At 63.4% G+C, this 12,688-nt stretch carries 13 protein-coding genes; 4 read left to right on the top strand and 9 right to left on the bottom strand.

From position 1 onward, the window contains the following. Nucleotides 1-118: 118 nt before the first annotated feature. On the bottom strand, nt 119-844 hold the full coding sequence (locus tag CDA63_RS19185) for a tetratricopeptide repeat protein (protein ID WP_088466072.1): 726 nt from the start codon (nt 842-844) through the stop codon (nt 119-121). Between the two features lie 166 nt (nt 845-1,010). Between CDA63_RS19185 and CDA63_RS19180 the strand changes: the two genes are divergently transcribed. Beyond that, entirely contained in the window at nt 1,011-1,907 is an 897-nt protein-coding gene (locus CDA63_RS19180) for an alpha/beta hydrolase (protein ID WP_088466071.1), read from the top strand. 24 nt (nt 1,908-1,931) lie between these two features. Here the strand turns inward: CDA63_RS19180 and CDA63_RS19175 are convergent, their stop codons facing one another. Then, on the bottom strand, nt 1,932-2,420 hold the full coding sequence (locus tag CDA63_RS19175) for a methylated-DNA--[protein]-cysteine S-methyltransferase (protein WP_088466073.1): 489 nt from the start codon (nt 2,418-2,420) through the stop codon (nt 1,932-1,934). Nucleotides 2,421-2,673: 253 nt separating this feature from the next. Between CDA63_RS19175 and CDA63_RS19170 the strand changes: the two genes are divergently transcribed. After that, a complete protein-coding gene (locus CDA63_RS19170; protein ID WP_088466070.1) occupies nt 2,674-4,206 on the top strand; it encodes an RICIN domain-containing protein in 1,533 nt (510 codons plus the stop codon). A gap of 87 nt (nt 4,207-4,293) precedes the next feature. Here the strand turns inward: CDA63_RS19170 and CDA63_RS19165 are convergent, their stop codons facing one another. The 4 genes from CDA63_RS19165 to CDA63_RS19155 form a co-directional block, all read right to left on the bottom strand. Then, entirely contained in the window at nt 4,294-5,049 is a 756-nt protein-coding gene (locus CDA63_RS19165; protein WP_088466069.1) for a phospholipase D-like domain-containing protein, read from the bottom strand. Between the two features lie 35 nt (nt 5,050-5,084). Further along, complete coding sequence (locus tag CDA63_RS21810) at nt 5,085-5,342, bottom strand: hypothetical protein (protein WP_317044073.1); 258 nt, start codon at nt 5,340-5,342, stop codon at nt 5,085-5,087. A gap of 95 nt (nt 5,343-5,437) precedes the next feature. Beyond that, nucleotides 5,438-6,280, bottom strand: a complete 843-nt coding sequence (locus tag CDA63_RS19160; RefSeq protein ID WP_317044072.1) for a hypothetical protein — start codon at nt 6,278-6,280, stop codon at nt 5,438-5,440. Nucleotides 6,281-6,400: 120 nt separating this feature from the next. Continuing rightward, nucleotides 6,401-7,363, bottom strand: a complete 963-nt coding sequence (locus tag CDA63_RS19155) for a cation diffusion facilitator family transporter (RefSeq protein WP_088466068.1) — start codon at nt 7,361-7,363, stop codon at nt 6,401-6,403. A 163-nt stretch (nt 7,364-7,526) separates the two neighbouring features. Here CDA63_RS19155 and CDA63_RS19150 point away from each other — a divergent pair, with 163 nt between their 5' ends. Next, entirely contained in the window at nt 7,527-8,912 is a 1,386-nt protein-coding gene (locus CDA63_RS19150; RefSeq protein WP_088466067.1) for an APC family permease, read from the top strand. A gap of 25 nt (nt 8,913-8,937) precedes the next feature. Here CDA63_RS19150 and CDA63_RS19145 read toward each other — a convergent pair whose 3' ends face one another. From CDA63_RS19145 to hemB, 3 genes are all read right to left on the bottom strand, one after another. After that, nucleotides 8,938-9,444: a GNAT family N-acetyltransferase gene (locus tag CDA63_RS19145; RefSeq protein ID WP_088466066.1), complete on the bottom strand. Its 507-nt coding sequence runs from the start codon at nt 9,442-9,444 to the stop codon at nt 8,938-8,940. Nucleotides 9,445-9,532: 88 nt separating this feature from the next. After that, entirely contained in the window at nt 9,533-10,750 is a 1,218-nt protein-coding gene (locus CDA63_RS19140) for a transglutaminase domain-containing protein (RefSeq protein WP_126546967.1), read from the bottom strand. Nucleotides 10,751-10,860: 110 nt separating this feature from the next. Continuing rightward, nucleotides 10,861-11,853 (bottom strand): porphobilinogen synthase, encoded by a 993-nt coding sequence (gene hemB, locus CDA63_RS19135; protein ID WP_088466064.1) that lies wholly within the window; start codon nt 11,851-11,853, stop codon nt 10,861-10,863. Nucleotides 11,854-12,472: 619 nt separating this feature from the next. Between hemB and CDA63_RS21000 the strand changes: the two genes are divergently transcribed. Then, complete coding sequence (locus CDA63_RS21000; RefSeq protein ID WP_165768405.1) at nt 12,473-12,625, top strand: hypothetical protein; 153 nt, start codon at nt 12,473-12,475, stop codon at nt 12,623-12,625. Nucleotides 12,626-12,688 lie beyond the last annotated feature (63 nt).

The following is a 12,688-nucleotide window of genomic DNA, read 5'->3' as shown; positions in this document are numbered from 1 at the left end:
TACGCGGCCTCACGCCACATGAATTTGTGTGTGCCCAGTGGCAGAAAAACCCCGTTAACTTTACCCATGACCCGACCCACCTCACGCTGGGACTATACAACTAGTGCCCGGGCCGTGCTTATTTGAATGTGCCCCGTGGGTCGGGCTGGTGAGCCAGCAATTCGGCTACCAGCGTGAAATCGACCGATGAGAGGCTGCTGTTCTGGCCCTTGTGCACGGCTTCCCAGGCGCGGATGTACTCCTCCTGATAGTAGTAGGCCTGGGCTAGCTGCTGCCAGGCCCCGGCGTTGGCTGCGTCCTGGGTGGTAGCCCGTTCCAGCAGTTCGGTGCCGGTTTTCAGGTCCTTCTTCTTCTTGGCCTGGCCGTAGCGAATCAGGTAGCTCGCGCCTAAGTCGGCGAGCAGCGGCGAGTTGGTGGGCGCCAGGTTCACTCCCTGCTGCAACAGGTCGATGGTCGCATCGGGGTTGGGGCCGCTGCTGGCAATAATGCCCAGGCCGTGGTAAGCTTCGGGGTTGGCCGGATCGAGCACCCAGGCCAGATTGAAGCGGTAGGCCGCCGTGTCGGGCTGGCTTTCGGCCAGGTACTCGTAGCCTTTGCGGCTGAAAAACTGGCTGGCCTCAGCCCGCGACGCAAAGCTGCCGGCCAGGCTGGTTATCGTTTGGGCTCCGAGCGCCTGCTCGGCCTGGGCCGGCGTGAGGCCCCCGAACAGCGGCTGGCTGCGGCTGATAGTGGCCGCCGTAACCGCCACTGCCGACTTTTTGGCTCCGCGCTGGGCTTGGGCCGGGGTCAGGCTCGTGCCAACCAGCGCCACGGCAAAAAGGAGGGAGAGTTTCAGCAATTTCATAAGAGCATAACGAGCAGAAGCGGGGAAATCAGGCGGCAGCGCCTCTCCTCAAATATACGGCCTCGCTGGCAACCTGCTCCGGTTGGGGCCGTTGCAGGGGCAGCTCCGGCAATCCGCCCGCGGCCGGCCGGCGTATCTGCGCCGACTTCTGTTCTGCTTTCTACCCATGCGCTTCCTGCTTTTGCGGTTACTGCCCGCCCTGTTTTGCACGGTTCTGCTGCTGGCCGTGGCCGCCGAATACGCCGCGGCCCGCCCCAGTCACCGCACCGCCGACGTGGCCTACGTGCCCGCCACCGACTCTGCCTTTAGTGCCGAGCGCCACCTGCTGGACGTGTACGCGCCCAAAATGCAATCTGCCCGGCCTTATCCGGTGGTCGTGTTCATCCACGGTGGCAACTGGAACAGCGGCAGCAAAAGCCTGTACTCATTCGTGGGGCGGCGGCTGGCCAAGCAGGGCGTGGTGGCCGTGGTTATTAACTACCGCTTGTCGCCGCAGGTGCGGGTACCCCAAATGGCCGACGACTGCGCCCGGGCCGTGGTCTGGACCCAGCAGCACATTGGCGAGTACGGCGGCGACCCGGCCCGGATTTTCCTCATGGGCCATTCGGCTGGGGGCGGGCTGGCCGCCCTGCTGGCCACCGACGATAACCTGTTCCGGCGCTGGGGACTGGCCCAAAACCCCGTCCGCGGTACCATCCTCGACGACGCGGCTGGCCTCGATATGTACGACTACCTGCGCAAGATGCAGTACCCCAACGACCGGCAGTACCTCACCGCCTTCGGCCCCGACCCGGCCAAGTGGCGGCAGGTATCGGCTATGCACCACCTCACGGCCCAAACGCCGCCGTTCCTGATGTTCGTGGGCGGTAAAACGTATCCGTCCATTAGCAGCAGCAGTGCCCAATTCCGCGACCAGCTAACCAAGCTTGGCCACACGCCCTACTACCAGGTGCTACCCGGCAAAAAGCACATCCCGATGGTGCTCCAGCTCTATTGGCAGCACAACATCATCTACCAAAAGCTCCTGCCATTTGTGGGGGCAAGGAGTGGTGATGAGAAGTGAGAATGACGTTCCGTTTCTCACTTCTCACGAAAACAAGCTGGTCTGCGGGCTGGGATTTTCAAATTCGAGGAGCCATTTCTTGCGTTCCAGACCCCCGGCATAGCCTGTAAGCTGCCCGCCGGCCCCAATGATGCGGTGACAGGGCCAGATGATGGCCAGCGGATTCTGGCCGTTGGCCGCGCCCACGGCCCGCACCGCGCCGGGGTTGCCGAGCTGCCGGGCCACATCAAGGTAAGAGGCCGTGCGGCCGTAGCCCACGGCGGGTAGCGCGGCCCACACCTGCCGCTGAAACAGCGTGCCGCCAGCTACATTGGTGGCTACTGAAAACGCGCGCAATTCGCCGCCGAAATAAGCTCGCAGCTGCTCGTGGGCCGCCTGCAGGCAGGCCGCTACCGGCCCGGCCGTTGGTGGCTCGCCCGGCAGCAGAAACCGCACGGCGTGCAGGCCGGCATCGGTGCCGCGCAGCTCCACAGCGCCCAGCACGGAAGGTAGGTAAGCGCGGGCTTCAGTCATGGGTTGGAGGGTAAAAAGGTAGTGGTTAAAGGTAAGCAGCAAATTAGACGAAAACACGGCCGACCCGGCTTTAAGGGGCAGTTTGTTGCAGTATGCCGGGAGTAGGAAAAATTGCTCCGGAGCCAAAGGGCTGAAAAAAAGCAGTATATTGGTCTAAAGGAAAGCGGAGAATAGGAATCTGCTTTTACTTTTTTGTGCGCTGCTTATTTGCCAGCTGCTCGCTCCGATTTTATCACCCAAAGCCTACCACACCGTGCGACGTTTATTCATCTGCTCTGCTCTGGGGCTAGGACTGATTCCCCAGCTTCCGGCAGCCGTGGCGCTGCCATTTTCTGCCGTTGTACTGGCGGCTCCCATCAGCCGCCAACCCGCGCAGGGCTGGGGCACGGGCCTCTCGGCAGCTTACTTCAGCAATGGTTCGTTGGCCGGCGCTCCGGCGCTCAAGCGCCAAGACGCAGTAATTGACTTTCGTTGGGGGAAAGGTGCGCCCGCGCCCGGCCTGCCTGCCGATAATTTCTCGGCCCGCTGGGAGGGACTGATCCGGGCCTCGGCTACCGGGCGCTACCGGTTCGTGGCCACTACCACCGATGAGGTGCGCCTATGGGTGAACGGCCGAATGCTGCTCGATACCTGGAACGGCAACAAAGCCGGGGGCCAGGACGACGGGGGTATTTCGCTGGCCGCCGGCGAAAAGGCCACCATCAAGCTCGAATACAACCACGCCGCCGGCACGGCCGGGCTGCGGTTGCAATGGATAGCACCCGGCCAGGGCCCCCAAGTGGTGCCCATGGAGAATCTCTACCCCCTGGGTTCGCCTACCACGCCCGACCCCGAAGGCCCGCCGCCCGCCGCGTTGGCCGATGTGCAACCGGCAGCGCCCGCGGTGGCAACTAAGGCTCCTAAAGCTGCCCCGGCGGCCAAAGCTGTTCCCGTAGCTGCTGCGCCTGCCCCTACTCCAGCTCCAGCCAAAAGCCCGGTCCGGCCCACCGAAGAGGTGGTACCCTCGGGCGATTTGTCGGGCCTCTATACCATCGTGGCACGCTCGACGGGGAAGCCTTTGGCGATTGACCAAGGGCGCCCGGCTACGTTGAGCGAGCAGTTGGCCATGGCCAACGCGCCTGCGGCGCCCGCCCCGCAATGGCGTTTAGAGCCCTCGGGGGGAGGCCTCTACCGCCTGGTAGTGCCCGGCAACAATAAGGTGCTCGAAGTACTGGGCAGCTCTACCTCTAATGGGGCCGCCCTGAGCCTCTGGACCTACTACAGCGGCTACAACCAGCAGTGGAAAGTAGAGCCTACCGATGATGGCTACTTTAAGCTCATTTCCAAAAACGGCCGCAACAAGGCTGTTACCGATAAAGACACGCTCGACGGCGGTATTCAGCAATGGCGCTACTCGGGCAAGGAGAACCAGCAGTGGAAGCTCGTGCCGGCAAAAGCCGCCGAAGAGCCCGTGCTGGCCGGCGCCAACACGGCCCGCAAAGTTGGCGACAACAGCATGAGCGTGTACCCTAACCCCTCCAATGGGGTGATGCAGATGGCCTACAGCCTCGAAGAGTCCAAGCCCCTGGGCTGGGTACTTTACAACCAGAACGGAGTGGCCGTGCGCGTGTCCGACTACCGTAAGCAGCCCGCCGGCTCCCACCACCAAACGCTCAACTTCACCGGCCTGCCCGCCGGCGACTATTACTTGAGCCTGACCGTAGGCGCGGCCAATACCCGCCAGCTGGTTTCCATCCGCCGCCCTTCAGCCGATGTACCGGAAGTAGGCGCCACGAGTCCGAAATAAACGAGCTATTGGCCGTCAGCTTTTCAGCAATGCCCCGTTTCAACAACTGAAACGGGGCATTGCTGTGTGTGGGTGGCCAGGCAATAATTACCCCCCGAAAGCCGCCAGCTCGGCCCAGAGGCGGGCAAACTCGCCAACATAGCGGCTCACCAGGGCCGGATCGGGGCTGATGAGCAGGTTTTCAAGATTATACTCGGCCGCCGAGCGGGTCCAATTGTAGCTGCCGGTGAGCACCAGGCGGTTATCGGCCAAGGCAAACTTGTGGTGCATGTGATGGTCGGTGCGGTCGATGCGTACCGGAATGCCGGCCTCCTCAATAGCCCGTACGTCGGAGCCGCGGTCGGTGAGCTTGTCGTTGTCGGTGAGTAAGCGCACCTGCACGCCCCGGCGGTGGGCGGCCACCAGTTCGTCGGTCAGGCGGTTATCAGCCAACGTGAACACGCACACATCCAGCGTCTGGCGGGCCTCCTGGATAAACTCCTGAATAGCGGCCACGCACTCGTCCTGGGGGCTGAAATACACCCGGGCCTCCGCTGTTTTACCACTGTTAGCGGGCGCGGCCGGCGTTGTGGCTGGTTCGGGAGCGGGCCGGTCGGGGGCGGGGAGCAGGGCGCTGGCGGCTTCGAGCCACTCGACTACCGCTTTGTCTTTGAAGGTATTGAAGTGGTTTTTGGCCAGCCCGAACAGCTGGCGGCGCAGGGCCTCCACGTTGCCGTGGCAGCGCTGAAAATCGGCCAGCTGCCCGCGTAGCACGTCCGCTTCGGCGGGCGAGAGGTTGACATCGGCGAAGGCCTGGCGGAACTGGCCGAGCAGCTCGGACACGGGGGGCGTAGTGGAGGACATGCCGGAAGGTACGGCAAACCAGCCTGGGCGTTGGCCTAAGCCATAGCCACGAGTTCCAGCCGCATCAGCTCCCGGGTGGTGAGGGCCTGAGCATCGGCCAGGGCCTCGGCCGAAGGGCCGTGGAGCAGGCGGGTGAGGCCGGGCCGGTCCTGGGTAACGTCGGCATCCCAGAGGCCCGAATGATGCCAGGGCGTGAGGTGGTCCCAATCGGGCCGGTCGATGATGGGGTAGAGGCAGACGCCCAGCAACGGCACGCCGGCCCGCAGCGCCTTCACCGATTCCTGCGCCACCATTTCGATCCAGCCGGGCCGGTCCTGGCCGGGGTGGCTGGTTTCGCTGAGTACTACCGGGCGGCCATAGCGCTGGTAGGCATCCTGGAGCAGCGCGCTCAGGGGCCGGAAGCGCGGGTCGTGGTGCTCGTTGGCCCAGGGCAGGGTCTGGTAGGGTTCGAGCTGCCACTGGTTGTCGAAGTAGTAGTTGAAGCCCAGCAGATCGAGGTATTCGGGCCGCCGCCCAGCTCGGGGCAGAGGCGGCCGGCGAGCATGTCCACGCTCTGAAACTGGCTGCGGTCGGCCTCGCGGGCCCGGCGCACCTCAGTCGGCCCGGCCCCCGGCCGCGGCACCACCCGCACCAGCGGCTCGGTGGTCAGAATACGAATGCCGGGGTCGGCTTCGCGCAAGGCCGCCACGCCTTCAATGTAGGCCCGCATCATACCCCGTTTCACTTCCCAGCCCTGCCCCTGGGCGTAGGGCGAGGTGCCCCGCACGTCGCCCCCCAGCCAGCTCATGAAGCTCACCTCGTTGATGGGCGTAACAATGAGCACATCGTCGGGCCGCTGCTGGCGGTAGAACTCCACGAAGGCCCGGCACAGGGCGGCGAAGCGGCGGGCAAACAGCGGATGCAGGGGCGTCAGGTCGTCGGGGTAGCCGAAGTGGCACAGGTCCCAGACCTGCTGGATGCTGTGGCGGCGGCCCGCGTCGAGCAGCACCTGCACCGTGGTCCAGTCGTACTCGTAGGGGCGGCGCTCCACTTGGCTCCAGCGGATGCCCTCGCGCACGGTGTGCAGTTCGTGCTGTCCGATGGCCCGGTAATCTTGGTCGAGCAGCTCCAGGTGGCCGGTGAGGGGCAGAAAATCGACCCGGTGGCCGAAGGCGTTGAGCTGGTCGGTACACTCGAAGCCCGCCATCCAGAAAGAGGCGAAGGGCGATTCGGTGGTAGCGTTAGCGGGCATATAAAACAGGTCAGCAGAAAACAAAAAAGGACGATAACGCGGCCGGTTGCCCGGCGCATTATCATCCTCTATACCCGTAATGCGGGCTGGGGGTTAAGGCCCAGCTTGCCAGCGCCGAGCTTACAGCGGGGGCAGGTAGGTGGTGGGGGCCGACTGGGTGCGTTGCTTTTTGGTGAGGGATTTGGCCTCAATGAAGATGCGCTGGAACTCCGGATACTTGGCCCGGATGGCGTTCTGGAGCCGGTCGATGGCCACTTCCACATCCTGGGCCGAGAGTTGGTCTTCAAACTCCACGTCGAGGGCTAGTACCACGTCGGTGGGGCCGAGGTACATCGTGAGCGGAGGGCGCAGGCTTTGTACGCCGGGCTGCTGGCGGCCAATGGTTTGCAGGTCTTCGAGGATAACTTCGCTCACGCCTTCGCCCACGAGCAGCGCCCGGGTACGCGCCACCAGGAAAATGGCGACCATCATCAGTAGCAGGCCGATGGCAATGGAAGCGGCTCCGTCGAGGATGGGGTTGTTCAGCAAATGGCCGAAATACACGCCTGCCAGAGCAATGACCAGACCCATCAGAGCGGCCAGGTTTTCGAGCACCGAGGCATACACGGCCGGGTCGCGGCTGGTACTCAGAATCTTCCAGAAACTGGTCTGATGGCCTGCTTTATCCTGGTACAGCGCCCGAATGGCCAGCCAACTGGCCCAGGTTTCGAAGCATACGGCAATGCCCAGCACCACGTAGTTCCAGAGCGGGTCGGTGAGCGGCTCGGGATGCTCGATGTGCTTGATGCCCTCGTAAAACGACATGCCCCCGCCAATGGCGAAGATCAGCACCGCCACAATCAGACCCCAGAAGTAAAGCTCCTTCGAGCGCCCGAACGGGTGTTGGGCATCGGCCGGGCGCTGGCTTTGCTTGATGCCGTAGAGCAGCAGCACGGCGTTGCCGCTGTCAACGAGCGAGTGAATGCCTTCGGAGAGCATGGCCGAGGAGCCGGTCAGGTACGCGGCCACGAATTTGCTCACGGCAATGCCAACGTTGGCCGCCAGGCCGCCATAAAGAGCTGATTTGGAAGAACCTCCTGCCATAGGTAAAAAGAATACAGACTGAAAAAAGGGCTGACGCGGCCGAAGATAGGTATTCGGCGCTTCGCCCGTGGTACGGGGCCAGGCGGGCGGGAGTTGGCCCGGCGACCCAAGCGGCCCGAACATTCCGCCGCAATTCGGCTTTTACTGCCCTAACTTGCCCCTTATGCCCGACCTCGACTCCCCTGCTGCCCCCGCCGTTTCGGCCCCGCTCAGCCGCCGCCTCGGGCTGGTGCAGGCCACGGCCCTCAACATGATTGACATGGTGGGCATCGGGCCCTTCGTGACGCTGCCGCTGGTCATGGGCTTCATGGGGCCGAATTTCCTGCTGGCCTGGATGGTCGGCGCGGCCTTGAGCTTGGCCGACGGCTTTATTTGGAGTGAGCTGGGGGCGGCCTACCCCGAGGCGGGCGGCTCCTACCGCTTCCTCAAGCTGGCCTACGGCGAGCATAAGTGGGGCCGGCTGATGTCGTTTCTCTATGTGTGGCAGACGCTGGTGCAGGCCCCGCTGGTGGTGGCTTCGGGGGCTATCGGCTTCACCCAGTACTTCGGCTACCTGGTGCCATTGCCCGAGTGGTGGCAGCCCAAGCTGGTGGCCGGCGCGGTGGTGTTGCTGCTCATTGGGCTGCTCTACCGCCGCATCGAAGACGTGGGCCGGCTGGGCGTGCTGCTCTGGGTGGGTGTGCTGGCCCTCATGGGCTGGCTGATTTTCGGGGGCCTCACCCACGCCACCATTGCCGTAAACTGGCTGCCCGAGGGCGGCATCGGCCAGCTGCCGGGTGCCCTGATTTCGGTGGCCATGGGCCAGGCCACCGTCAAAACCATTTACTCCTACCTGGGCTACTACAACGTTTGCCACCTGGGCGGCGAGGTAAAGGAGCCCCAGAAGCTTATTCCGCGCAGTATTTTCCTCAGCATCCTAGGCATCATGGCCCTCTATCTGCTCATGAACTGGAGCGTGGCCTCCGTCATTCCGTGGCAGGATGCCCAGCATTCCGAGTTCATCGTGAGCACCTTCGTCGAGAAGCTCTACGGGGCCACGGCCGCCAAAGTGGCCACGGCCCTGGTGCTGTGGGTGGCGTTTGCCTCGCTATTCGCGGTGCTGCTGGGCTACTCGCGCATCCCCTACGCTGCGGCCGCCGACGGCGAGTTTCTGCCCATCTTCGCCAAAACCCACCCCACTAAAAACTTCCCCCACGTGTCGCTGCTGCTGCTCGGGGGCGTGGGCTTCGTGTTCAGTCTCCTATTCCGGCTGGGCGAGGTCATTAGCGCCATTCTGGCCATGCGGATTCTGGTGCAGTTCGTAGGCCAGGCGGTAGGGCTGGTGCTGCTACGGCGCCGCAACGGCACGGCCCATTTGCCCTTCAAAATGCCGCTTTACCCGCTGCCGGTGGTGCTGGCCGTGGTGGTGTGGCTGTGGGTGCTCGTGAGCACGGGCCGCGTGTTCATCCTCTCGGGCCTAGCCGTGACGGCTGCTGGCGTCGTGGCCTTCCTGCTCTGGAGCCGCCAGCTGCGGCGCTGGCCGTTTGGCGCGGCCACCGGTCAGGAGTGAGGCCGACCCGGCGGATCCGGGAGCATCAGCCCACCGGCTTCTCGTAGCAGAAAAACCGCAGCCTGGGTCGGAACGCCAGCGTGATTTCCCCGGCATAGCGGTAGCCCAGCTTCGGAAAAAGCCGCTGGGTAGCCCCATTTTCGGAATTAGTATCAAGGCGTAGCACGCGCAAACCCTGCTGCCGGGCCAGGGTTTCGGCCTGGGCCAACAGCGCCGCCGCCACGCCCCGGCCTCGGGCGGCGGGGGCTACGGCCAGCCGGTGCGTGACCAGAGCCGGCTCGGCGAAGTCCCAGTCGGCCTGGGTGTACTCGGCATCCTGGTGGTTGTGAGTGAGGGCCGCGAAGCCCGCTACTTGCCCGTCGAGTTCGACCAGCCATAAGTGCCCGGCTGCCACATCCTGCTCCAGCACGGCCGCATTCGGGTAATCGGCCGACCACTGCTGATTGCCACTCGCCTGCATCAGCGGCACTACCTGGCGCAGAATGTCGAGCAGGGCGGGAATGTCGGCGGCAGTGGCGGGGCGCAGAAGCATGGGGTGGGCAGTGTAATAAACTAGAGAATTCAGGCCGGAAGCGGGAAAGTAGGATCCCCAGTTCAATGGCACCGATGAGCCCGCTGCTTCAGCGCATCATCTCGTTGCGGCCGTCCAGGGTGCTGATGTTCATAAACAGCATCGGGCGCAGCAGCCTGCCGGTACGCAGGTAGTGGTCCATAAACTCCTGGCTGTTGCGCAACCGCGTTTCTGCCTGCCCGAGAAGCTGCTGTATTTCGGCCACCGAACGGCGGTGGGTGGAGTCCGGGAGGTTAACCGTAGCCAGCAGAGCGCGGGTACGAATCAAATCCGCCGCTATCGGCGGCAGTAACAGCCGCAGTTCGTCGTCAGGCTTCTTAGGCAAAAACTGCCGGTTGAAGTACTCTACAAATTGATTGAGCTTGTCGTTGCCTTGGTTGAAGGTCGCAGCAACAGTGTTAAGTAGCAGCACGTTTTGGTTGTGCTGCTCCACCCGCAGGTTTTCCTCCTCCCGGCTGAGGCCAACCAGATAGCTGTAAATCAGGTCGCTCTTGACGCCGTTCTGCTCCACGCGGCGCGCAGTAGCCCGCAGGCGTTGCACCGGGGTCTGGCGGCCGTACTCGGCAAGTGAGTCGGCAAAAGCAAAAGGCCGGGCCAGGGGGCTGCCTGGTTTGCCCCACTGATATTGGTCGGGTGTGCGCGGGGCCGGCAGCAGCTGCCATAGCGGGTCGAAGGGCATGTGGGATTCGATGAACTGAGCCGGGGCCACTTTAAAAAAGTCGTTGTCGAGTCGGGCTACCGCAACCCCGTTCACTACCTTATCAGCGGCCCAGGTTGGCTCCATCAGGTACCAGCGCCCATCGAGGCGGCTAGCACACCACGCGTGGCCCACCGGCGTGCGCAGGCTACCGTAGCCGCGCACCACGTAGGTGGGAAGCCCCACTTGGTTGGCCAGTGCATTATACAATTCGGCGTAGTGGCGGCACACGCCCATCCGTTTGTTCAGCGTTTCCTGGACCACGATTTCTACGGGCCGCTGAAACTCGATGAAGTACTGGTTCTCGACGTCGTAGCGAATGTTACGGGCTACCCACCCAAACGCGGCACGGGCCTTATCCGAGTCGGTTGTGAAGCTGGCGTTGATGTAGCGCGCCAGCCCGGCCACCGACCGCGTGCAGGAATCAGGAACCTGCCGCATGCGGGCGTCAACGGCCTGGTAGGGCTTTGGGGGCGAGGCGGGGCGTTTGGCCGCTTGGCCCAGCGCCGCCGGGGTAGCGCCGCCGAGCAAGGTGCCCGTCAGAAAATAGAAAAAAAGACGCGTAAGCATGTAGTAGAGTAGCTGTTTAGCAGAAGGCGCGAAAACAAAGTTGGGCAAATCCCGGAGAAAAAGCGCCGGAATTTGCCCACAATGAAAGCGGTGTTTTCAGCTATTCGCTACTACCCTCGCCGTAGCACTTCGGCGGCTTCCTTGGCGAAGTAGGTTAGGATGGCGTCGGCGCCGGCGCGCTTGATGCTGAGCAACACTTCCATCATGGTCTTTTCGCCGTCGAGCCAGCCCTGCTGGGCGGCGGCCTTCACCATGGCGTACTCGCCCGACACGTTGTAGGCCGTGACGGGCAGGTTGGTGTGGTTTTTCACGTCATGAATCACGTCGAGGTAGCTTAGGGCGGGCTTCACCATCACCATGTCGGCGCCTTCCTGCTCATCGAGGGCCAGCTCGCGCAGGGCCTCGCGGCGGTTGGCGGGGTCCATCTGGTAGCTCTTCTTGTCGCCTTTTTTCGGGGCCGAATCCAAGGCGTCGCGGAAGGGGCCGTAAAAGGCCGAGGCGTACTTGGCCGTGTAACTCATGATGCTCACGTGCGAAAACGCGTTCTGGTCCAGCACCTCCCGGATCCAGGCCACGCGGCCATCCATCATGTCGGAGGGGCCAATGATGTCGGCGCCGGCGCGGGCCTGGGCCAGGGCCATCTGGCCGAGCACTTCTAGGGTGGCATCGTTGAGAATCTCGCCCGATTCGGCGTCCACCACGCCGTCGTGGCCGTCGGAGGAGTAAGGGTCCATGGCCACATCGGTCATCAGCACCACGTCGGGGAACTGGCGCTTGATGTCGGCCACGGTTTTGAGGTAGAGTCCCTCGGGGTTGGCCGACTCGCGGGCCAGCCGGTCCTTCAGGCCCTCGCTAATGCTCGGAAACGGGGCGAAACTGCGGATGCCCAGCTCCACGCACCGGCCCACCTCGTCGATAATCCGGTCAGAAGAATACCGGAAAATACCGGGCATCGACTTTACCTCGACGAGTTGGTTCTGGCCTTCGATAAGGAAAAGCGGGAAGATAAAATCGTGGGTAGTCAGGCGGGTTTCCTGCACCATATCGCGGATAACCTGCGACTTGCGGTTGCGGCGGGGGCGGTGGGTGGGGAGCTGGGGCATAAGGCAGTTTGACGTGGTAGGACGGAATAGAACCGCCACCGCAAAGGTAAGGTTGCGGGCGAGAGGGAGACCTCACATTTGCCCGTCAATGAGAAAGCTACCGCAAAAGGCCACAAACAGACCCACCACCGACCCGAGCAGGAACAGACCGAATCCGGTCCAGCCCCCCGCCACTATCCCCAGTATCAGCCCTCCTACAAACAGCCCGGTCCCCATGGCTTGCAGAATGCTGCCCCAGGCCGGCCCAGTGGGTTCCGAAGCCTTGGGCTGAGCTACGGGCCCTGGGGCTGGTTTAGCCGCCTGCTTTCTTGCAAATTCGTGGAAAGGCCAGTGCGCTGGCTTGTCCTGACTGGGCGGTGGGGCCCGAATAAGGGGCGGGGCGACGGAGTCTGGCGCGGGCAACGGTAAGGACGATTTGACCTCGGAAGCCGCCCCGGCGCAATCGGCGGGCTGCGTAACCGGGCGGCGCGGGGCTACCGCAACCGAAGTCGCCGTCGGCAACTGAACCGCCATCCGCTCGCTCCGGCAACCCGTTAGCAGTCCTATTGCCACGCCGAACACCAGGGCCATTTTCATCGGCTCACATATTGAAGAACTCCTGGAAAATTTCCAGCCAGGCGTGCTTGCCGCCAATGCCCAGCAGGGCGAAGTAATAGCCCGCCAGTACCAGTACCGCGCCCACGCCCAGCCCCAGCCAGCCGCCCAGCGCCAGCCCCACAACTACACCCGCTACTACCAGCTAAAGCTACTGCTGATTGAGAACTCGCCCTAGCGGAGCCAATGCAGCCTACGAAAAAGGGGCCCGACTTGCGCCGTGCCCCCCCTTTTCTGTAAA

Source organism: Hymenobacter amundsenii, from assembly GCF_002204745.1.
GTDB classification, from domain to species: domain Bacteria; phylum Bacteroidota; class Bacteroidia; order Cytophagales; family Hymenobacteraceae; genus Hymenobacter; species Hymenobacter amundsenii.
This window is presented reverse-complemented; position numbering and strand designations above follow the sequence as displayed.